This window comes from Lacrimispora sp. (genome assembly GCF_031982545.1).
Classification (GTDB): domain Bacteria; phylum Bacillota; class Clostridia; order Lachnospirales; family Lachnospiraceae; genus Lacrimispora.
Map to the genome: position 1 here is coordinate 184,795 of NZ_DALYXB010000003.1, position 19,354 is coordinate 204,148.

General features: G+C 46.1%; 21 protein-coding genes. 2 read left to right on the forward strand and 19 right to left on the reverse strand.

Annotated features, from left to right (window positions below; all coding sequences use genetic code 11):
* Nucleotides 1-113: 113 nt before the first annotated feature.
* From ABS301_RS06775 to ABS301_RS06795, 5 genes are read right to left on the reverse strand one after another with little or no spacing between them, the layout of a single operon-like run.
* A complete protein-coding gene (locus ABS301_RS06775; protein ID WP_349671494.1) occupies nucleotides 114-947 on the reverse strand; it encodes a beta-keto acid cleavage family enzyme in 834 nt (277 codons plus the stop codon).
* Between the two features lies 1 nt (nucleotide 948).
* Nucleotides 949-1,884: a cyclase family protein gene (locus tag ABS301_RS06780; RefSeq protein WP_349671495.1), complete on the reverse strand. Its 936-nt coding sequence runs from the start codon at nucleotides 1,882-1,884 to the stop codon at nucleotides 949-951.
* A 60-nt stretch (nucleotides 1,885-1,944) separates the two neighbouring features.
* Nucleotides 1,945-2,733: an SDR family NAD(P)-dependent oxidoreductase gene (locus tag ABS301_RS06785; protein WP_349671496.1), complete on the reverse strand. Its 789-nt coding sequence runs from the start codon at nucleotides 2,731-2,733 to the stop codon at nucleotides 1,945-1,947.
* 15 nt (nucleotides 2,734-2,748) lie between these two features.
* Nucleotides 2,749-3,096: a cupin domain-containing protein gene (locus ABS301_RS06790; protein ID WP_349671497.1), complete on the reverse strand. Its 348-nt coding sequence runs from the start codon at nucleotides 3,094-3,096 to the stop codon at nucleotides 2,749-2,751.
* A 34-nt stretch (nucleotides 3,097-3,130) separates the two neighbouring features.
* A complete protein-coding gene (locus ABS301_RS06795; RefSeq protein ID WP_349671498.1) occupies nucleotides 3,131-4,075 on the reverse strand; it encodes a 3-hydroxyacyl-CoA dehydrogenase family protein in 945 nt (314 codons plus the stop codon).
* 239 nt (nucleotides 4,076-4,314) lie between these two features.
* On the opposite strand from ABS301_RS06795, the gene ABS301_RS06800 reads away from it, so the two are divergent.
* Nucleotides 4,315-5,211, forward strand: a complete 897-nt coding sequence (locus tag ABS301_RS06800; protein ID WP_349671499.1) for a LysR family transcriptional regulator — start codon at nucleotides 4,315-4,317, stop codon at nucleotides 5,209-5,211.
* A 136-nt stretch (nucleotides 5,212-5,347) separates the two neighbouring features.
* Here ABS301_RS06800 and ABS301_RS06805 read toward each other — a convergent pair whose 3' ends face one another.
* From ABS301_RS06805 to ABS301_RS06850, 10 genes are all read right to left on the reverse strand, one after another.
* The gene (locus tag ABS301_RS06805) at nucleotides 5,348-5,578 is read right to left on the reverse strand and encodes an oxaloacetate decarboxylase (protein WP_349671500.1); all 231 of its coding nucleotides are present in this window, start codon (nucleotides 5,576-5,578) and stop codon (nucleotides 5,348-5,350) included.
* A gap of 76 nt (nucleotides 5,579-5,654) precedes the next feature.
* Nucleotides 5,655-6,707, reverse strand: coding sequence for an electron transfer flavoprotein subunit alpha/FixB family protein (locus tag ABS301_RS06810; RefSeq protein WP_349671501.1), 1,053 nt, complete (start codon nucleotides 6,705-6,707; stop codon nucleotides 5,655-5,657).
* 25 nt (nucleotides 6,708-6,732) lie between these two features.
* Complete coding sequence (locus tag ABS301_RS06815; protein WP_349671502.1) at nucleotides 6,733-7,515, reverse strand: electron transfer flavoprotein subunit beta/FixA family protein; 783 nt, start codon at nucleotides 7,513-7,515, stop codon at nucleotides 6,733-6,735.
* Between the two features lie 12 nt (nucleotides 7,516-7,527).
* Nucleotides 7,528-8,679, reverse strand: coding sequence for an acyl-CoA dehydrogenase family protein (locus ABS301_RS06820; RefSeq protein WP_349671503.1), 1,152 nt, complete (start codon nucleotides 8,677-8,679; stop codon nucleotides 7,528-7,530).
* Between the two features lie 37 nt (nucleotides 8,680-8,716).
* A complete protein-coding gene (locus tag ABS301_RS06825; RefSeq protein WP_349671504.1) occupies nucleotides 8,717-10,156 on the reverse strand; it encodes an AMP-binding protein in 1,440 nt (479 codons plus the stop codon).
* The gene (locus ABS301_RS06830; RefSeq protein WP_349671505.1) at nucleotides 10,143-11,378 is read right to left on the reverse strand and encodes an acyl-CoA reductase; all 1,236 of its coding nucleotides are present in this window, start codon (nucleotides 11,376-11,378) and stop codon (nucleotides 10,143-10,145) included. The genes ABS301_RS06825 and ABS301_RS06830 overlap by 14 nt, the downstream gene beginning before the upstream one ends.
* Nucleotides 11,338-12,411: a LuxE/PaaK family acyltransferase gene (locus ABS301_RS06835; protein WP_349671506.1), complete on the reverse strand. Its 1,074-nt coding sequence runs from the start codon at nucleotides 12,409-12,411 to the stop codon at nucleotides 11,338-11,340. Before ABS301_RS06835 ends, ABS301_RS06830 begins: the two co-directional genes overlap by 41 nt.
* A 44-nt stretch (nucleotides 12,412-12,455) precedes the next feature.
* A complete protein-coding gene (locus ABS301_RS06840; RefSeq protein ID WP_349671507.1) occupies nucleotides 12,456-12,692 on the reverse strand; it encodes an acyl carrier protein in 237 nt (78 codons plus the stop codon).
* A gap of 40 nt (nucleotides 12,693-12,732) precedes the next feature.
* A complete protein-coding gene (locus ABS301_RS06845; protein WP_349671508.1) occupies nucleotides 12,733-13,455 on the reverse strand; it encodes a MaoC/PaaZ C-terminal domain-containing protein in 723 nt (240 codons plus the stop codon).
* 20 nt (nucleotides 13,456-13,475) lie between these two features.
* Complete coding sequence (locus ABS301_RS06850; protein WP_349671509.1) at nucleotides 13,476-14,366, reverse strand: LysR family transcriptional regulator; 891 nt, start codon at nucleotides 14,364-14,366, stop codon at nucleotides 13,476-13,478.
* A gap of 114 nt (nucleotides 14,367-14,480) precedes the next feature.
* Here ABS301_RS06850 and ABS301_RS06855 point away from each other — a divergent pair, with 114 nt between their 5' ends.
* Nucleotides 14,481-14,768 (forward strand): NifU family protein, encoded by a 288-nt coding sequence (locus tag ABS301_RS06855; RefSeq protein WP_349671510.1) that lies wholly within the window; start codon nucleotides 14,481-14,483, stop codon nucleotides 14,766-14,768.
* A gap of 83 nt (nucleotides 14,769-14,851) precedes the next feature.
* On the opposite strand, the gene ABS301_RS06860 is transcribed toward ABS301_RS06855, so the two are convergent.
* Genes ABS301_RS06860 through ABS301_RS06875 form a run of 4 tightly spaced genes read right to left on the reverse strand, consistent with a single transcriptional unit; the run spans nucleotide 14,852 to nucleotide 19,322 of the window.
* Complete coding sequence (locus tag ABS301_RS06860) at nucleotides 14,852-15,184, reverse strand: hypothetical protein (protein WP_349671511.1); 333 nt, start codon at nucleotides 15,182-15,184, stop codon at nucleotides 14,852-14,854.
* A 21-nt stretch (nucleotides 15,185-15,205) separates the two neighbouring features.
* Nucleotides 15,206-16,513: an acetyl-CoA hydrolase/transferase family protein gene (locus tag ABS301_RS06865; protein WP_349671512.1), complete on the reverse strand. Its 1,308-nt coding sequence runs from the start codon at nucleotides 16,511-16,513 to the stop codon at nucleotides 15,206-15,208.
* 4 nt (nucleotides 16,514-16,517) lie between these two features.
* Nucleotides 16,518-17,834 (reverse strand): acetyl-CoA hydrolase/transferase family protein, encoded by a 1,317-nt coding sequence (locus ABS301_RS06870; protein WP_104436964.1) that lies wholly within the window; start codon nucleotides 17,832-17,834, stop codon nucleotides 16,518-16,520.
* Between the two features lie 39 nt (nucleotides 17,835-17,873).
* Nucleotides 17,874-19,322 carry a 4-hydroxyphenylacetate 3-hydroxylase family protein gene (locus ABS301_RS06875; RefSeq protein ID WP_349671513.1) on the reverse strand — a complete coding sequence of 483 codons (1,449 nt, stop codon included), beginning with the start codon at nucleotides 19,320-19,322 and terminating at the stop codon, nucleotides 17,874-17,876.
* Nucleotides 19,323-19,354: the final 32 nt, after the last annotated feature.

The following is a 19,354-nucleotide window of genomic DNA, read 5'->3' on the forward strand; positions in this document are numbered from 1 at the left end:
CTGCCCACGCTCTCTGGGCATAAAGGTATACCCGCAGGGTGTTTCCTCTTTCCTGCCCACGCTCTCTGGGCATAAAGGTATACCCGCAGGGTGTTTCCTCTTTCCTGTCCACGCTATACCCCAAGTATCTGTCTTGTTTCCTCCGGTGTGGCAACCTCTTTGCCAAATTCATGAATGATGCGCTTTGCCCGTTCCACAAATTCCACATTGGACTTTGCCAGTTCCCCTTTGCTGTACATAATATTGTCTTCCATTCCAACACGGATATTTCCCCCAAGTGCCAGCGCAGTGTATAGAATGGGAAGGTGGCCTTTTCCGATTCCAAGAGCGCTCCAGGTGGAACCTTCCGGAACCAGATTTTTTAAATAGACCAGGTTTTCTATGGTAGCAGGCATTCCTCCTGCCGCGCCTAATACAAACTGAAAATGGAGCGGGGCTTTTAAGACGCCTTTTTTTAAGTAATAAAGGGCATTGTAGATCATTCCCACATCGAAAATTTCAATTTCAGGCTTTACACCTGCTTCCTGCATGGCGTTGCCGAGTTTCTCCAGAAAAGCAGGGCTGTTTTCAAACACGCAGTTATTCTGCCAGTTCATGGAACCGCAGTCATAAGAAGCCAGCTCCGGTTTTAATTCTTTAAAGGGTCTGATTCTTACTTCATCGTCCAATCCGATCCCTCCGGAGGTTGTTAAATTTAAGACAATATCACAATCTTCTTTGGCTCGGATGAGACGGACAGTCTCTTCGAATTTATTGTAATCCATGGAAGCTTTCGACTGGTCATCTCTTACGTGTATGTGTGCCATGGAAGCCCCGGCTTTATAACAGGCGTAAACCTCCTGCGCGATCTCTTCGGGCTGAATCGGCACATAGGGGGTAATTTCCTTTGTGGGCCAGGCGCCCGTAGTGGCTACGGTCAGAATTACTTTATTGCTCAAATCTCCCATATTAAAATCCTCCATACTGATAGGTTCTTTCCGGAACATCGTTTAAATCGTCCTCATCAATTTCTGCCACGCAACGTGCCATGGAACCGTCACCTAAGTGCCAGCGAAGAGGGAAACAGTAGAAACGGAACCGTTTTCCAGAAACTTTATCTAAGTTGCCGCCTAAGTTCTCTACGCCCACAATTCCGTGTCCCAGCATCTCTTTATGGCACGGCTCCCAGGTCCCCCAGCAGCCGATTGCTTCCAGTTCACCGAATTTCTCGTTATAGGCTTCCTGTCCGTGAAGTCTGATGTATAATTCTTTATCAAATTCCGCATATGCCTCTTCACCGAATTTCTCAATATATTCCTCGGTGATGGGTCTTCCGGAAGCACCTAATAAATTCATTCTTGTCATGCCGTTGTTGCCCATGGCTGTGTGAAGGGGATGGTCTAATGCCTGCATATCCATTGCCACACATTTTACCTTGTGCTCCACAAACCATTTTCCAGCTTCAATGCCTGTGCCGCAGGAATAGTGGTAATATTCCTTGGAATCGTCAAATTTACGGTGCATTCCGGTGTTTAAGCAAACAATCATGCCCTCCAGTTCTTCCGGTTTGATGTTGGCTCTTTCACATGCATCTTCTAAATGCTTTCCTGTGATAAGCCCCCATGTCTCGATTTCAATTTCCAGACAGATGGCATCTCCGGTATAAGCATCTACTGGCATCTCATGGGTATAACGGGCGCGTTTTCCGTCAAATTCTCTCTCCATGACATGTCTTGGCGCATCGCAGTGGGTTCCGGTGTGCATGGTGCAGCCTATGTATTGGGTTAAAACACCGCCCTTTGCAAGGGAGTGCTTATTGTCGATGACTGGCTTGTCAAAATATGGCCAGCGGGGAATATCGGCACTAAATGGATGGGTTAAGTCTACAAATACTTTCTTGCTCATGGATGTTTACCTCCGTCATCTAACTTTATATTTTTGTATGTTCAAATGGTCTTGTTCCAATTAGTTGGCCCAATATCCGCCGTCTGTGGCCACATTGGCCCCCGTCATGAAATCGCTGGCCTTTGATGCCAGAAAAATGCACGGCCCTACGAAATCTTCCGGCTCACCCAGACGTCCGATGGGAAGACGCTTCAAGAAATTCTGGTAAACAGCGCTTTCCGGGTCAAACATCCATTCGGTTAAATCGGAACGGAACACGGTGGGATTGATTGTATTCACATTGATGTGGTATTTTGCGGTCCACTCACAGGCCAGAGACTGGGCCATTAAGTCAATTCCCCCCTTTGCGGTACAGTAGCCTGTGTAATTTGCCATACCCATCTTGGAGCGGGCAGAGGAAACCATAATAACCTTTCCGCCTTTGCCCTGCTTTATCATCTGCTCACCCACGTATTTGCAAAAGAGCCAGGTTCCCTGAACGTCAGAATCCATAATCTGCTTCCATGTGGATAAATCCTGTTCGACTATGGGCTGAGGCTTGTTGTATCCTGCCGCTGTCACCAGCACATTGATTTCCCCAAATGTCCTGATGGTATCATTGACCACCTTAATCACATCTGCTTCCACAGCCGGGTCCCCTGTAGAATATCCGCACTGAATGCCCTGTGCTTCTAACTCCTCACAAAGAGCCCTGCAGGTTTCTTCCTTGCGGCCTGTGACCATGACTTTCATTCCTGCCAGACCGTAACCAATGGAAACTGCCTTTCCAAGAGCTCCTGTAGCTCCCGTCACAAGGGCAACCTTGCCGGACACGTCAAATAAATTTCCCATAAATTCCTTACTTACCATATAGATCTCTTCCTCCTACTCCGGATAATTGATGATGACCAGCATACTTGCCGGACGGTTGGATTCATTAACTAAATAGCGTCCTTCATTGGGCTGAAAGGAAATGCTTTCGTTCTGATGGATGACATACTTGGTTCCGGCTTTGTCCGTCACCGTCATTTCCCCTTCCAGGACGTAATATACCTTCTCTAAGGGATTGTCTTCATAGGCATATTCCGCCCCGCCTCCCGGTAAAAAGGTGGACAGTCCCATCCAGAATTTCCTGGCTCCTGTCTCTTCTTTTCCATGAATTCTCATAGCCGTCATACCGAAATGGCCTGGGGCATTGTAGCTTTTTAATTCTTCCAGTGTTCTCTTTATCATTATTTCCCCTCCGTATTATATGGGTTTGCTTCTTTTAATCGTAATTCTTACTGGCCTTAAGCTGCCGGATTAACCGCTTATGGAACTGGTTCTGAATCTCCTGCTTTTCCTGCTCCGGATACGCAAAGAACCCTTCTCCGGTCTTAAATCCCAGCTTGCCTTCCATGACCTTTTCCCGCAGAAGGGGGCTCGCCTGGGCTGACCGGTCCATAACAGCCAACAGGTTATCTCCCACGGTGCACCAGATGTCCAGCCCGCCGAAGTCGGTTACCTCAAGCTGACCGGTGGTGGCATACCGGAATGCTGGGCCGTATTTTAAAGCAGCATCAATATCTTTCGGATCAGCCGCCCCCATTTCCATGAGAGAAAATACCTCTCTTGCGATTCCCTGCTGGATTCGGTTGGCTAAAAGTCCTGGAATATCCTTTTTTACCTTTGCAGGTCGTTTCTCAATGGATCGGTAAAGATCCTCCACCTCCTTGTAGCGGCTTTCCGGCATATTTCCGAAAAATGACAGCTCCACCAGGGGAATTAAATGGGCCGGATTATACCAGTGGCATACCATGACCCTGGACTTATTCTTTTCATCCAATTTGGCGGTTAAGTCGGAAAAAGCGATGCTTGAAGTGTTGCTGGCAATGATGGCATCTGCCGGAGAGTACTTTATGAGGTCTTCAAAAAGCTGCTGCTTTAAATCCAGTCGTTCCGGAATGGCTTCGATCATATAATCTGCATTGTTTACAGCGGTCTTAAGGTCATCAAAGGTCTGGATTCTGACCAGAGATTTTTCTATATCGTCCGGTTCAATCAGCCCCTCCTCCTGGAGAAGTTTATACTGTCTTCTGATTTTTTCCTTGCAGGTATTGCGTACCTCTTCAAAGCTTTCATAAACGGAAACAGGATATCCATACAGGGCAAAACACCCCGCTATGGCATGTCCCATGGTTCCGGCTCCTATCACAGCGATATTTCGAATCACATGTAACACCTTCCCTCTTTACAAATTGTGACAATAATTGATAATCATTTCATATTGCTTTTGTAATTCCAGTGTATCATTCTTTTGCTTTTTATAATAAATTGATAATTTTTATTACTGTTATAGTAATTTTTCATGCATTATAATTATTGATTTTTTAATTTTTGAGATTTTTGTCGGAATTTATGATATGATAGATGTGTAAAAATGAGTTCTTTTTAGTAAAATGGAGAGTATAGATGAATCTTTTTCAATTAGAATATTTTATTGTCCTGGCTGAGACCCTCAGCTACACGAAGGCTTCCCAACAGCTTCATATCACCCAGCCGACGTTAAGTAAGCTGGTCATCAACTTAGAGCATTCCATCGGCTCCCAGCTTTTCATTCGAAACAAAAGGGAGGTAAAACTGACTCCCACCGGAAAGATTTTTTACCACGAGATTAAAAAGATACTTCACGCTTATGATTCTGCCGTAAAGAAAGTAAAAGACATGGAAAACGGAACAACAGGAGTCATCAGCATAGGGCTTTTAGGAACTGCCCTTGTCCATCATTTTCCCAAGCTGATCAAGCGGTTCCATGAGCTTCACCCAACCATCAAGGTGAACCCCATGGACTACACCTACGATCACATTATGGAAACCTTGACAAGCGGTCAGATTGATGTTGCCATCTTACCGGATATAGAAATCGACTGCCCTCCTCAGTTTATAAAAAAGACCGTTTTCACAGACCATATGTGCGTCGTACTGCCTCAAAGCCATAAATTTTCGGAGCTAAAATCCCTTTCACTCACCATGATAAAGGACGAGCCATTTATACATATGGACCCAAAGTATTCCAGAACTGACCATAATTTAATTGACAATATCTATTCTCAGGAAGGTTATTCTACCAACACGGTTTATGAGGCCAACTCTCTGATTAATATGATGCTTATGGTAGACTGCCAGCTGGGCATCTCCATTCTCGCCAGCCATATGAAGCAGTTCGCGAATGACACTGTGCGGTTTGTTCCTCTGATGGGTTTTGAAGATTATTTTAAAGTGACATGTCTTTATAACAGGGAATCAAATGATTGTATTGAGAAGTTGCTGGAAGTGACTGATGAATATTTTAAAAGTTGCAGCAACTGAGAATAGCCATTGGTTGCTAAACGCTTGATCATGCAATTCATAACTGATTTATGCAGTTAATAGATGAATTTACCTTTGAGGTAAATCAGTATACAAAGACCAGCAGGCACAAATCCTATCACCTGCTGGTCCTTATTTATAAATTACGATTTTTAATTACGGCAATTATGGTTCCCAGAATGATAATGATTCCACTTACCAACAGGACTGTGGAAGTAACTGGACCTGGCCTTCCTGCTATAAATACCGACGTCGGTCCATCGGCTTTGCCAATCACTGCAACTGCCTTATTTCTTGTAAGCAATACACCGGCTATTATAAGAACACTCCCAGCTAAACCTGTAAATCCGCAAATCCATTTCATCATTTCTGCTCGCCCCTTTTGTTTTGATTATTCCAGATACTTTGTAATAAGTATACCAAACTGTTGGAGCTTTGACCAGTTAGTATACAGGGGCTGTTACTGTTTCACTGCGAATCTTTTTTATCAGCTCCGGTACAATCTTTTTCCAGTCCCCCACAATCCCATAATCAGCCACATCAAAAATAGGAGCTGTTTCGTCCTTATTGACAGCAATTATAATATCAGACTCTTCCATACCCGCCACATGCTGAATTGCTCCTGAAATACCAATGGCAAAATATACATTTGGCCTCACAGTCTTGCCGGTCTGACCTACCTGCATATCCTTGGGTTTCCAGCCCGCATCTACAACGGCGCGGGAACAGCTGACCTGACCATTAAGGGCGGAAGCCAGTTCTTCCAGTAAACCAAAATTTTCCGGTCCGCCAATGCCCCTACCGCCAGACACCAGTATTTTGGCATCCATGATGTCAGCGCACTCCGCTACCGATTTTACAATATCCAATATCTCAACATACTTATGGTCTGGCGTAAATCCGGAATCAAATTCTTCCACGATTGCCTTCCGGTCTTTGATGGGTGTGATTGCCTGCATCACACCAGGGCGCACAGTAGCCATCTGGGGACGGTGATTGGGGCACGCTATTGTTGCTATGGTATTGCCGCCGAATGCCGGTCGGGTCATGAGAAGCTGGTTGTGCTTCTGTTCTCTGCCTGCTACCGGGTTAAGCGGAAAATCTCCGATCTCCAGTTTGGTACAGTCTGCAGTGAGCCCTGTGGCAACCCTGGCTGAAACTCTTGGTCCCAGATCACGGCCAATTGCAGTTGCACCCACCAATACAATTTCCGGTTTGTATTTCTCAATCACACTGGAAAGAGCATGGGTATATGGTTCTGTCATGTATTCCTTTAACGCCGGATTATCAACCACAATAACATGATCCGCCCCGTATTCAGCCAGTTCATCTGCCATCTGTTTTACACCGGAGCCTAACAGAACCGCCGTAACATCTGTCCCCAGATTCTCTGCCAGCTCCCTTGCCTTACCCAGCAGTTCCAATGCAATTCGGCTAAGCTGATGATCCACCTGCTGGGCAAATATGTAGACACCCTTATATTCTTCTAAACCCATTTTATTCACCTCTTTTCCTTCCATATCAGATGATATGTCTTTCTCTTAGTTTGTTCATAATATAATCAACTGACTCCAAAACGTCCAGATTCACAACCTCTCCGGCACCCTTTCTCACTTTGTCAGAAGCCTTTGCAATCTGGGTGGGAGAACCTTTCAGACCAATATTGCTGTCATCAACCTCTTTTAAATCCTGTCTTCCCCACACGGTAAGCTCTGCACCATAGGCATCAAATATGCCGCCCGGCGTCATGTACCGGGGAGGGTTAAGCTCAGAAAGAGCGGTAATTAAGCACGGCATCTTTGCCCGGAGCAGATGGTATCGGTCCTCAAACTGACGCTCTGCAACCACATATTCCCCATCGATCCTTAAATTCTGTACATAGGAAATAACCGGGATATCAAGATGCTCGGATAACTGGGGTCCCACCTGGGCTGTGTCGCCGTCAATGGCCTGGCGCCCGGTAATAATCAGATCATAGTCAAGTCTTTTCAGTGCTCCTGCCAATGTGGAGGATGTCGCCCATGTATCTGCGCCTCCCAGTACCCGGTCTGTGACAAGAATTCCGTTGTCTGCCCCCATTGCCAGAGCTTCTCTTAAAACCTCATCTGCTTTGGGAAGACCCATGGTGATCACTGTCACCTTTGCGCCGTACTGGTCTTTTAATTTAAGTGCCGCCTCAAGACCCGCCTTGTCGTCCGGATTCATGATTGCCAGCATGGCACTTCTGTCAAGTGTCCCATCCGGATTAAATTTTACACCGCCTTTTGTATCAGGCACCTGTTTTATGCAAACAACAATATTCACTGTGTATCCTCCTTATTTTAGCACGTCGCTGGAAATCACCATAAGCTGTACCTCGCTTGTTCCCTCGTATATCTCCGTAATTTTCGCATCACGCATCATTCGTTCCACATCATATTCGCGGATATATCCATAACCTCCGTGGAGCTGAACTGCTTTTTCCGTTACTTCCATGGCAGTTTTTGCCGCATATAATTTGGCCTTCGCAGCCTCTACACTGTATGTCTTCTGGGTTTCCTTTGCAAAAGCAGCTTTGTATACCAGCATTTTTGCCGCTTCAATCCTGGTCGCCATTTCCGCCAGCTGAAACTGGGTATTCTGGAACTGTCCCAGCGCACGTCCGAACTGTTTTCTTTCTTTCACATATTTCACGGCGGATTCAAAAGCCCCTTCTGCAAGACCGAGAGCCTGAGCAGCAATGCCGATTCTTCCGCCGTCCAGTGTATGCATGGCAATACCAAACCCCTTCCCCTTCATTCCCAAAAGATTTTCCTTTGGTATTCTGCAATCATCAAATATAAGTTCATAGGTAGCAGACCCCCTGATCCCCATCTTCTTTTCCTTGGTTCCAAATGAGAAGCCGGGTGTTCCTTTTTCCACAATAAAAGCGGATATTTCCTTTGATTTTTTCCCCCGCTTTTCAACGGTTCCTGTCACAGCTATGATAATATAGATATCTGCTTCCTTTCCATTGGTAATAAAGCACTTGGAGCCGTTAAGTACCCATTGTTCCCCATTAAGAACCGCTTTTGTCTGTTGGCCCTGTGCATCGGTTCCAGCCCCCGGTTCAGTCAGTGCAAACGCTCCAAGCTTCCGGCCTGCCGCCAGATCAGGGATATAGTTTTGTTTCTGTTTCTCCGTCCCGTATGTAAGAATGGGATCTATACAAAGGGAAGTATGGGCTGACAAAATTACTGCTGTGGTTCCGCATGCCTTTGCCAGTTCCTCCACGCACATAACGTAAGATAATACATCACAGCCCTGCCCGCCGTACTCCTTTGGAACCGGTATTCCCATGAACCCGCATCTGGCCATCTTTTCTACGGTTTCCCTGGGAAATAGTTCTTTCTCGTCCACCTCATGCGCCATTGGCTTCACCTCATTTTCAGTGAAACTTCTGTACAGCGATTGTGCCAGAAGATGTTTTTTTGATAAAGTAAAATCCATATTCTGCTTCTCCTTTTACACACCGGCATAAATGCCGTTATTTACATTCCATTCTGTTATCAGCTGTTGTTTCCAGTTCCTGATACAGGGTTTTTCCCGATTCATTTTTGGGGATTTTATTCCTATACCTTACAGCTGCTGCCCTGCCGATTTCAGTTACCCGGTATAAGTAATCCAAAATCTCCTTCCCTGCATCTGTTAATGAGCAATCCGTGTAAATTGTAAGATTGTCATCGGTTCCCACACATGCAAAATCAATTCCTTCATATTGTTCCTTTAAAAGACGTTCCACTTCATCCAGATTCACCCTGCTGCCAGACACTTTGATAAAGCGTTTTTTTCTGCCTGTTATAAAGTAATACCCTTCGCTGTCCCGACTGGCTATATCCCCGGTATGCAGAACGCCCCTCCATTCATCCTGTTTGATAAGGTCGTCTTTGCAACAGGCGTAGCCAAGGGTTACATTCTTTCCCCGATATACCAGTTCTCCCGGTATGTCTGGCTCTATGACCTCATTGCCCTGTTCATCCTCCAGCCAGAATCTGCCGCCCGGTATGGCAATCCCCATGCTTCCGCACTTCTCCAGTGATTGATCAGCTGGAAGATACCCCATTCTCGCCGTCGCTTCCGTCTGACCGTACATGACAATGAATTTCCTGTTGGTCCGCTTCGCGTATAATGCAAATTCTTTGTGGAGACTGGGTGGCAGCTTTCCGCCTGCCTGTGTCATGGTTTTTAAATCCGGCAGATCCATTTCCATAAACCCAATCCGTTTTAAAATCTGATATGTGTAGGGTACACCAGCAAGTGATGAAGCCCTGTACTTTCCTGCGAAATCCCAAAATGCCGGCTCCAGCACTCCAGATTTAGTGAGTAAAAGTGTGCAACCCATTAAAACATGGCTGTTAATTATGGACAGACCATATGTATAATTCATAGGCAATGTGGTAATTGGCCGCTCATTGACATCAATCTCCAGATAGGAGGCAATGGATTTTCCATTGGCATCGATATTCCCGCTGCTTTGCCTGACCAGCTTGGGACTGCCTGTACTTCCTGATGTAGTCAGCAGAAGGGAGAGTTCACAATAAAGGGCTGGAAGCAGTTTTTCATTTCTTCTGCAAAGGCAGTAACTGCCAAACTGCCATATGACTTCGCTGCCTTCTGCCTTCTCAGTACAGGTTTCCGGGACGTACAGGAAGGCTGGATGATATTCCCTTATGAGACTATTTAAAAGGCTTGGGTGGATACGGCTTTCCAGCATCAGAGGGACAATGCCAGTTTTCAGACAGCCAAGATACCCAAACAGTGACTCTACTGTATTCTCACAGAGAATAAAAATCAGTTTTTTCCCACCGACTTTACTATACAGTTCTCCCGAAAATGAATCCAACTGATCATATGTAACCTTCCTGTCCTTGTCATCCACTGCCAGAATTCTGTCACCATATATCTTTTCCTTATCAAACAAATGCATCTTGCGCCTCCCTTCCGATCTGTCTGGACAGCACAGCAATAAAATCCTGACCATCCCATACAGGATCCATATCCGCCGCCCGTCCGGCCGGTACGATTCGATGGACTCCAAAGAGATGATTTTTTATTACAAAATCTACTATTTCCTGTTCCTCTATTCCATGATATGTTATGGTCTGAAGACGGCCTGATGCCAGACGGGTGAGCGCCTTTCTCCAGTCTCCCCGGTATTCGAAAAACATACCAAAAGCACCCCGAAGCTGATCCGCGTCTGAGGGCATATCCGGCAGCCCTATTGTATACAGGCGGTTTCCATAACGGCTGATCTTTGTTTCTCCATCCATTGTCATGGCATATCTGCACATCAGTTCATATTTAGCCATTGCTTTATGGGCTGTCAGATCATAAGACCGGGCTTCCTCAGCAACTGCATTCCACCAGCGCACTCTGGCGTTCTCTGCTTCTTTCGATTCTTCCTCCTGATTCCATATGACAAATACAGGGCTGGAACAGGCATTCTGATCCAAAAGATAGGTGTCATTATAAAACCTGTGGGCGAGATTCTTTAATTCCTCCTCTGTCATATATCCCAGCTGCAGGGTGTCCATGATGGAAATGGAATACCGGTCCGGAAAATTCAGCTGCACCGCATCTGGCCGGATGGGCATGGATCTGATTTCCAATATAGTCCGGTCACCGCCCCACACCACACAGCCTGCACAGCCCGAAAGCGCTTCTCTCACTGCCGGGGAATCCCTCTGGCTGGAAAAGACAGAGATCCGTCTCCTCATCTCCTTATATTCAGTGCGCGTCAGAATGCGGTCCATGATGCGGCACAGGATTTGATCCTGCTCCCGGCTTTTAGAAGAGATACGGACAGAACAGCTGTTGCCTGACAGCAATCCCATGACAAGGCTGTAGCCAAACAATATCGGAACATTTGCCGCTGGAATGTGAAAAACAACTCCCCTGCCCAGACGAGAACGCCCGTCTTCATACCGTTTTCTGAATTCCTCTATATGAGATCTGCGGCACCAGAAACCAAAGGCCGCCAGCTGTTCATATTGTTTTCTCTCCCTGCGTATTTCCCTGGACAGCTGTCCCAGAAAATCCAGCACCGGGGCCGCAAAGGGTTCCCACGGCTCTGTTTCCGGCTGCCTTACCCCTGCCAGAATAACCACTTCATCCTTCATAGGTATCACTGCACCCCCTGACCGGGGCATGTTTGATTCTCCCCGTCACCTTGAAATATTTCCCCAGGCGTCCGCACAGGCAGTCATCTTCGCCGATAATAATTCCTTCATCCTCTGTGAGTATGGAATGTCCCGGGTAGGACCGGGGCAGGGGGGATAAAATCTGGATGATACCTTTTTCCCCGTATTCACAGGGAGTAAAATCCACTGCCCTTCTTGTTATAATATCCGAATAAACACTGGCATGAAGATTGCCGCATGGGCATTCCATGTAAATGCAGCCTGTCTGTTCGGCCATTCCATAATAATTATGGATGCGGCTGATCCCTGTCACCGAATAAATCCGCTTTTTAAACTCATCGGAAGAAACAGACTGGCTTATCAGCTTCTTCCAGCCTCCTCCATGGACAAGGACAGCATTTTCCAGTTCCAGCTTCTTCCCCTGTCTGGCAAGGGCTTCGTAGAAGTATTTCCAGATTATATATGTAAATCCAAAGACAAGGATCCGCGTATCTTTATATCGTTTCAGGAACTCTTCAACCGCCTCCGTATCCAACTCCATGTCACTGGTGAGGGCATAGCATATTTGGGAGGAAAAAATAGAAAACCCCAGTATCCCCGCCCCTCTGGCAGAAAACATCTCCCTGTCCTTCAATACATCCGGACTGTCGATCACAAGAAGCGGAAGCCGTTGACCTCCAAAGAAATCTTCCCCTATACCCGCCAGCGCAAGCTGCTGGTATCTGGCAGTGTCTGTATCCAGAAAAACCTTTGATACCTCCTGCCCTTTTGTTCCGGAGGAGGTCATAGTCTTAAAAATATGACCGGGTGGAACGCTCATCAGTTCCATACTCTTAAAAAGACCAATTGGGAGCATGGGGATTTCCTCTTCCTCCATGCTTCTGCCTGAAGGAATTTCCAGAGCATTTAACAGCTTTTCATATGGCAGGCAGTGCTGTCTGTGGTATTCTGTCAGTTCTGTCAGCCATTCCCTGAACAATTCCCTTTTTTCTGCCCTGCAAAGGGAGTATGGTTTCCTTGCCAGAATCATTTCATAATCCATGTCAATTTTCCCCCTTTCTTCAGACATTTTTCCAATCATGATTCTTAAATCACCACACCATATTTTTTCATTATCTCTTTTCCTTTTTCATAGGAAGAAAAGTTCATAACATCTGCTGTATTAAAGTGAATATCAAACACTTCTTCCAGATCTGTAACCAGATCCATATGTCCCATGGAATCCCAGGTGGGAATCCCCCTGTATTTTAAATCTTCTAAATCTTCCTTTTTTACCCTTAAATCCTTTATAAACAACTGATCATATTTTTCCAAATTCGTCATCGTCTGATCCCTTTCCTCTGAGGTGGCATTGAATCTGTCTTCAAACAGGTCCGGTTGCTGTGAATAAGCATTTCATCATCATCTGGCTGCAGCTGGACGTCAACACCCGTTCCCCGTACTGATTTTTGCAGGTTCCCCGAAATAATCCCACATAGCAGTTATCCCGTTCCTCATAAGAGAGGAATTCCACTGTAATTTCAATGGTATCCCCCTGATAAACCGGGCGGATGAATCTGGTGGCATGTTCCATATACAACGTGCCGCTGCCAGGAAGCTCCGTTCCCATGACAGCTGATACCAGAGAATCCAGAAACATGCCGTGAACCGGAGGACGTTTCAATCCAGCCATTTCTGCTAATCCAGAATCCAGATGTAGCAGGCTTTCATCTCCTGTAAGCGTTGCAAAGCTATGTACATCCTCCCCAGTCACCAGCCGCCGCCTCACTGCCTTCTCATGGAGGTGAAGAACTTTCTTTTCCCGGTTGCCAGAGGAGGAACTTCTTTCCTCAGCCCGGATCTCCTGTTCCAGACGTATAAACCTCGTCTCCTCCCACAAAAGCACCACCTTTTTGCAATCCTTTAAGCCGCTCACATCTGCACATCTGCGGCTGCACCCGCAGACCACCATCCAAATGTCGCATTCGGCTGCTGTATCTGAGGTAACATACTCATGTCCGGGGTTGGCTTCCCTGAATTTGCGTACCCTGCTGCATCTGTCATAGACGGGATTACAGCCGCCGCAGAATTTAATTCCTATTCTCACGTCATCCCTCCCCCATCATTCTATTCCCGGGATTCCAGCATACACTGCAGCTTCTTTGCGGCTGCACTCAAAGGCCGTTTGCTGTCACTGACAATGCAGATGTCCCGCTGAGGTATCTGCTCATACAGATTTATCTCCACAATTTCCCCCTTTTCAACCAGAGGCCGCGCAAATTCCTCTGGCACAAACCCGATTCCAAGATTCTTAAGGATAATCGGGAGAATCAGGTCCATGGACGCTACCTCAATGGATGGACGCATGGTCAGACCGCAGGAGCGATAAAATTCCTGAAAAAATTGAAATGTGGTGGTGTTTTCAGACATGGTGATTAGCGGCAGTTTTCCCACCTCTTCCAGATAAACAACCCTTCCCGCATACTCTTTGTATATGGGACCGCCCACCAGTACGCTGTTAAAATCCTTTACCTTTACCACTTTCAGTGACTGTTCCTGGTCAAAGGGCGTAGTGATAATTGCCAGATCAATCTTTCCGGCTTTCAGCTCATTGAGAGTCTGGGGCGTATTATAGTTAAAAATATTTATTTTCACCTGGATATACTGCTCCTGGAACTGCTTTAAGCTGGCTACCAGGTAAGAAAGCATTGCCATCTGTGTTGCCCCCACATTGATGTACTCATGCTGCTCTCCAAGGAGTTCTCTCAGTTTTTCCTCACCCTGTATCAACTGCTGGCATGCAGGTGCAACATAACTGTAAAGCATTTCTCCTTCTGCAGTCAGCGTAACCCCTTTTCTGGAACGGATAAATAACTTGCACCCTAATATATTTTCAAGATTCTGCATGCAGTAGGTTACTGATGGCTGGCTGGTCACCAGGGCATTGGCCGCCCTGGTAAGGTTTTTATATTTTGCTACGTAATAAAAAATCTTGTAATGTTCAAAATTTGCAGTCATACCACTACTTCTTTCTAATCATTTTTTATCTTTATCCATCAAGTTTTCATATCATGGCATCAATTGACAAACCGCCTGCCCGCTGTTAAACTACAAGGCATAGGAGGGTTACCAATGGAGATCACAATTCAACAAATAGAAGCGATTCTTGATACAAAAGTGCGGCCGGCATTAGCTGAGCACAATGGCGATGTGATGATACAAAGCCTGGAAGATCATGTTTTAAAGGTAAGGTTAACCGGAAAATGTTCCGGCTGCCCGGCTGCCCACAGTACCAATGAGGAACTGATCACTGCCGAAGTCCAGTCTGCTTTTCCTTCTATTCAGGACGTCATTCTGGTAGAAGAAATCAATCCGGAATTAATTGATATGGCCCGCAAGATACTGAATCATAAAATCTAGAGGGAAACAAAGCCGGATTATGGCAAAACATCCATATCATTCTGACCCGGGGACACCCCGGGTCCCTGACCCAGTGGAGCATGTCACAATAAGCCAGCAGTTTCTCCCTCTCTAACCTTATCAAGTTTTACATTTCTTCCATAAAGCCACATATCAAATGATATCTCGGCAAAATTCAGCACATAGAAAAACCAGGAAAGAAAGAACAGCCAGTCGTAACTGGATGCATATTGATACTGAAGAAACTTCCTTGCAATACCAAAGATATATCCCAGCCATATAAAAAATTCAAACTGAAGGCTCTTGCCTTTGGCCGTTTTTGATACATAAGATTTGTAAACGGAAAACGGCCAGGACAAGCCAAACCCTACGATCATGAGCGTTTCCAGCAAATCTGAGATCATCGTTACATTCATATAGTACCCCCTCGTACATTGTTATAGTGCTTCCCCAAAACGCTTCTCAAATTCCACTGACAGATCATCCCGAAATGCAGGTGCTGCAATATTGATTAAAGCCCTTGCTCTTGCTCTTAAAGATTTTCCTTTTAGATGAGCGACCCCGTACTCTGTCACAATATAATCCACATCATTTCTGCTTGTGGTAACAGCTGCCCCCTGTGTCAGAAATGGAACTATCTTCGATATGGTTCCCCCCTTGGTGGTGGCTCCGAAGGCAATGATTGACCTTCCGCCTTTGGATGCGGACGCTCCCCTTACAAAGTCCATCTGTCCGCCCACTGCCGAGTACTGCTTTAATCCGATTGTCTCTGCACAGACCTGACCCATTAAATCCGTCTGCAAAGCTGAGTTAATGGATACCACATTGTCATTCTGGCTTATGATGAACGGATCATTGACATAACTCACCGGTTTCATGCAGATGGCAGGATTATCGTTGACAAAGTCATACAACTCCTTTGTGCCCATCATAAAGGTAATGACCATTCTTCCTTTATCAATATTTTTCCTTTTACCGGTAATTGCTCCTGTCTCATACAGATCCATCAACCCATCGGAAATCATCTCGGAATGGATTCCCAAATCCTTTTTATCACCGAGAAATTTAAGCACTGCATCAGGAATTGCACCGATTCCAAGCTGCAGACAGTCCCCATCCTGTACCAGCGAAGCTATATTGGCGCCTATTTTTTCCTCCACCTCTCCAATAACCGGACGGCCATGTTCGTGGATTGGTTCATCACTCTCCACAATAGCTTCCAGATTACTGACGTGAATGAAATTATCACCCATCACCCTTGGCATGTTGGGATTTACCGCACCGATTACCTTTGTCCCCGGCCGCTCTCCTGCTTCCTTGGCGAAATCGCAGGACAGTCCATAGCTGCAATAACCATGCTCATCCGGCTCAGACAATGTCACAAGGAATACTTCTGCCGGGTCCATATTGGTCACATAGTCTGGGATACGGTTGAAAAATACGGGAACAAAATCCCCTTTTCCCTCTGCAACATAATTCCTGCTGCGGGCACCTATGAAGAGGGATGCGTATTTAAAATGCTTCTCCAGCCCAGGCTCAAAAAATTTACAGGTTCCCATATCATGCTGCTGGACAATATGTATTTCTCTCAAATCCTGTTCCACCGCATAATCAACCATTGCGTTTACAAGACAATCCGGCTCCGCAGCTGCATGGCCAATCAGAACGGTATCTCCTGAGTGAATAATCTTTACAGCCTCCTGAGGAGTTTTCAATTTTGAAGCATAGATTTCTCTCCAGTTCATACGGCTACACCTCCTTATATTTTTCAGCAAAACGTCTCTCAAATTCTTCTGCAAGAACGTCCTGAAACTGCGGTGCCGCAATGCGGATCAGCTGCCGGGCCCGTTCTCTGAGCGTATTGCCTTTCATCTTAGCGATTCCATGCTCTGTAACGATATAGTCAACATCATTTCTGGATGTGGTTACGGTTCCTCCCTGAGTCAGATAGGGTACAATCCTGGAAACCGTTCCCTTTTTGGCAGTGGAAGGAAATGCCAGGATGGACCTGCCGCCTTTTGAGAAGGAAGCTCCCCTGATAAAGTCCACCTGTCCGCCGATTCCGGAAAACTGCTTCAGCCCCATAGCCTCGGAGCACGCCTCCCCCATCAGGTTCACTTCAACCGAAGAATTGATGGATACCATATTATCATTCTGTCCGATAATGACCGGGTGATTGACATAATCTACCGGTGCCATATAGACACTGGGGTTATCGTCTGCAAAATCATACAGTTTGCGGCTGCCCATAAGGAATGACACGACTATTTTTCCTCTGTTATAATTCTTGGCTGCACAATTAATGACTCCCTTTTCATATAAATCAATCACACCATCTGATATCATCTCAGAATGAATGCCCAGATCTTTTTTGTTATCTAGGAATTTAAGGACTGCATCCGGAATTGCTCCGATACCAAGCTGCAGACAGTCCCCATCGTTCACCATAGAAGCAATGTGCTCCCCAATTGCCATTTCCACATCCCCAATCTGCGGAAGTCCAAGCTCGGGTATGGGGGTGTCATCTTCCACAATCACATCAATATCGGATACATGGATAAAGCTGTCTCCCAGCGTTCTTGGCATATTGGGATTTACTGCAGCAACCACCTTGGCGCCCTCAACTTCTGCCGCCGGTTTTGTATAGTCACAGGATACACCGAAACTACAGTATCCGTGCTCATCCGGCAGGGATAACGTGACGAAAACCACATCTGGTTTCTTTGTGCTGCGATAAAATTCTGGTGCCTGGTAAAAATAGCATGGGGTAAAATCTCCCCGACCACTGTTCACACAATCTCTGGTCTTTGCTCCAAGAAATAAACTGTTCTCCCGGAAATGTTTCTCCATCCCCGGCTGTGCATAAAGGGAATGCCCCATATCCACCTGCTGGTATATTTCTATGTCTCTTAAATCCGCCTGTACCGCGTACTCAGTCATTGCATCCACCAGTTTAATGGGTTCGCCCACTGCATGGCCAATCACCACTTTGTCGCCGGATTTTACCACCTTAACAGCCTCTTTTATCGGCTTTAATTTTGAAGTATAGATTTCTCTCCAATTCATACCTGCGTCCAACCTCCCTCTTAGGTCTAAAATGGGTTTTTAATCCTTTATTTTTGCAATCGCTTTTGCGAGCTCTTTTTTTCTTCCAATATTACCCTGACGGGAAATCATAATCCTCTGTGCCTGGGGCGATCCAGCTCCATGCAGGGATTCGGTCCTGTATCCCACTGCAGCGGTTCCAAGGGTCAGATTTTCAATTAAACGCAGGATCCTGAGACGGTTTTCGGTGGATACGCCTTCAATTCCCTTTAAATATTTATCCACATAGCCCCCTACAACCGGATCGTTTAAATCCTTCTCAGATGGGGCGGTTACCATAAGACCTCCTGCAATATCCTCTGCCAGACGTGCAATCTCATAGGGATATCTGGTCACATTCTGCTTACATACATTGGCAAGTAACAGGTCGATGATATAATTACCGGAATCGGTGGGCGTCCCTTCCGCGGAACATGCAATGCCGCAGCAGTAAAGTGTTTCATTTAAATGAGTCATCTCAATCAGTTTATCCTTAATATGGGAAACCTTGGGCACGCCGTTATAATCCGCTGCCAGGGCTGCCGCTCCAATTAAAACATCACCTACGCCAACCTTGCATCCGCCGTAGGACTGCCTGTGGTATCCGGCGAACCGTTCTACCAGCATACCGGCATACTCAAATTCACCATTGAGGAAAATGCGGTCATTGGGGACGAATACGCCATCAAATACAACCAGTGCCTCTACGCCTCCAAATTCACTGTTGCCCACATCCATCTGGGACCCTTCCAGCTTTCTGGTATCGCAGGACTGCCTTCCGATAATCATTACGATTCCCTCTGCATCCACTGGAACTGCAAAGGATACTGCATAATCCTTATCATCCGGTCCCATGGCAACGGTAGGCATGACAATCACTTCCTGTGAGTTGATAATACCTGTCTGATGTGCCTTTGCGCCTCTGACTACGATTCCGTCATATCTTCGCTCCACAACTCTTAAATACATATCCGGGTCTGGCTGTGCATGAGGTGCCAGCCCCCTGTCACCCTTTGGATCCGTCATTGCTCCGTCTACGGTCAAATCCTTATCCTGTACCATACGGAGATACTTTTTAAAATTCTCATGATAACTGGTGCCGTATTTCGCATCAATTTCATAGGTAGTTGACCATTCCGCATTAAATGCATCCATTCCCACACACCGCTGGAAGCAGGCAGCTGTTTTCTGTCCGCAGAGCCGTTGCATTTTAACCTTTTTAATTAAATCATCCGTGCTTCTGTGAATGTTGGCAAATCGGTTGATTTTACGTCCATCATCTAAAGTTACTGTCATCAGATCCTCGTATTCCGGAAGCTGAGCCAGATCGTAGGTAGCTTTCACCGAATTAAGGGATGGTCTTAAAATCGGATGGTCAATGGGGTTTTCAATCTTCTCCCCAAACATGTAAATATTAAGTTTTAGTTTCCGCATACTTTCCACATATTCTTCACCAGTCATTAATGCCATAATCTTCTTCTCCTTTTCATGCGCTCCGACCC

What these genes read in the sequence shown, in the direction of transcription:
- ABS301_RS06775 (WP_349671494.1), bottom strand. Translation starts at nt 947, where the DNA reads ATGGGAGATTTGAGCAATAAAGTAATTCTGACCGTAGCCACTACGGGC.
- ABS301_RS06780 (WP_349671495.1), bottom strand. Translation starts at nt 1,884, where the DNA reads ATGAGCAAGAAAGTATTTGTAGACTTAACCCATCCATTTAGTGCCGAT.
- ABS301_RS06785 (WP_349671496.1), bottom strand. Translation starts at nt 2,733, where the DNA reads ATGGTAAGTAAGGAATTTATGGGAAATTTATTTGACGTGTCCGGCAAG.
- ABS301_RS06790 (WP_349671497.1), bottom strand. Translation starts at nt 3,096, where the DNA reads ATGATAAAGAGAACACTGGAAGAATTAAAAAGCTACAATGCCCCAGGC.
- ABS301_RS06800 (WP_349671499.1), top strand. Translation starts at nt 4,315, where the DNA reads ATGAATCTTTTTCAATTAGAATATTTTATTGTCCTGGCTGAGACCCTC.
- ABS301_RS06805 (WP_349671500.1), bottom strand. Translation starts at nt 5,578, where the DNA reads ATGATGAAATGGATTTGCGGATTTACAGGTTTAGCTGGGAGTGTTCTT.
- ABS301_RS06810 (WP_349671501.1), bottom strand. Translation starts at nt 6,707, where the DNA reads ATGGGTTTAGAAGAATATAAGGGTGTCTACATATTTGCCCAGCAGGTG.
- ABS301_RS06820 (WP_349671503.1), bottom strand. Translation starts at nt 8,679, where the DNA reads ATGGATTTTACTTTATCAAAAAAACATCTTCTGGCACAATCGCTGTAC.
- ABS301_RS06825 (WP_349671504.1), bottom strand. Translation starts at nt 10,156, where the DNA reads ATGCATTTGTTTGATAAGGAAAAGATATATGGTGACAGAATTCTGGCA.
- ABS301_RS06830 (WP_349671505.1), bottom strand. Translation starts at nt 11,378, where the DNA reads ATGCCCCGGTCAGGGGGTGCAGTGATACCTATGAAGGATGAAGTGGTT.
- ABS301_RS06835 (WP_349671506.1), bottom strand. Translation starts at nt 12,411, where the DNA reads ATGGATTATGAAATGATTCTGGCAAGGAAACCATACTCCCTTTGCAGG.
- ABS301_RS06840 (WP_349671507.1), bottom strand. Translation starts at nt 12,692, where the DNA reads ATGACGAATTTGGAAAAATATGATCAGTTGTTTATAAAGGATTTAAGG.
- ABS301_RS06850 (WP_349671509.1), bottom strand. Translation starts at nt 14,366, where the DNA reads ATGACTGCAAATTTTGAACATTACAAGATTTTTTATTACGTAGCAAAA.
- ABS301_RS06855 (WP_349671510.1), top strand. Translation starts at nt 14,481, where the DNA reads ATGGAGATCACAATTCAACAAATAGAAGCGATTCTTGATACAAAAGTG.
- ABS301_RS06860 (WP_349671511.1), bottom strand. Translation starts at nt 15,184, where the DNA reads ATGAATGTAACGATGATCTCAGATTTGCTGGAAACGCTCATGATCGTA.
- ABS301_RS06865 (WP_349671512.1), bottom strand. Translation starts at nt 16,513, where the DNA reads ATGAACTGGAGAGAAATCTATGCTTCAAAATTGAAAACTCCTCAGGAG.
- ABS301_RS06870 (WP_104436964.1), bottom strand. Translation starts at nt 17,834, where the DNA reads ATGAATTGGAGAGAAATCTATACTTCAAAATTAAAGCCGATAAAAGAG.
- ABS301_RS06875 (WP_349671513.1), bottom strand. Translation starts at nt 19,322, where the DNA reads ATGGCATTAATGACTGGTGAAGAATATGTGGAAAGTATGCGGAAACTA.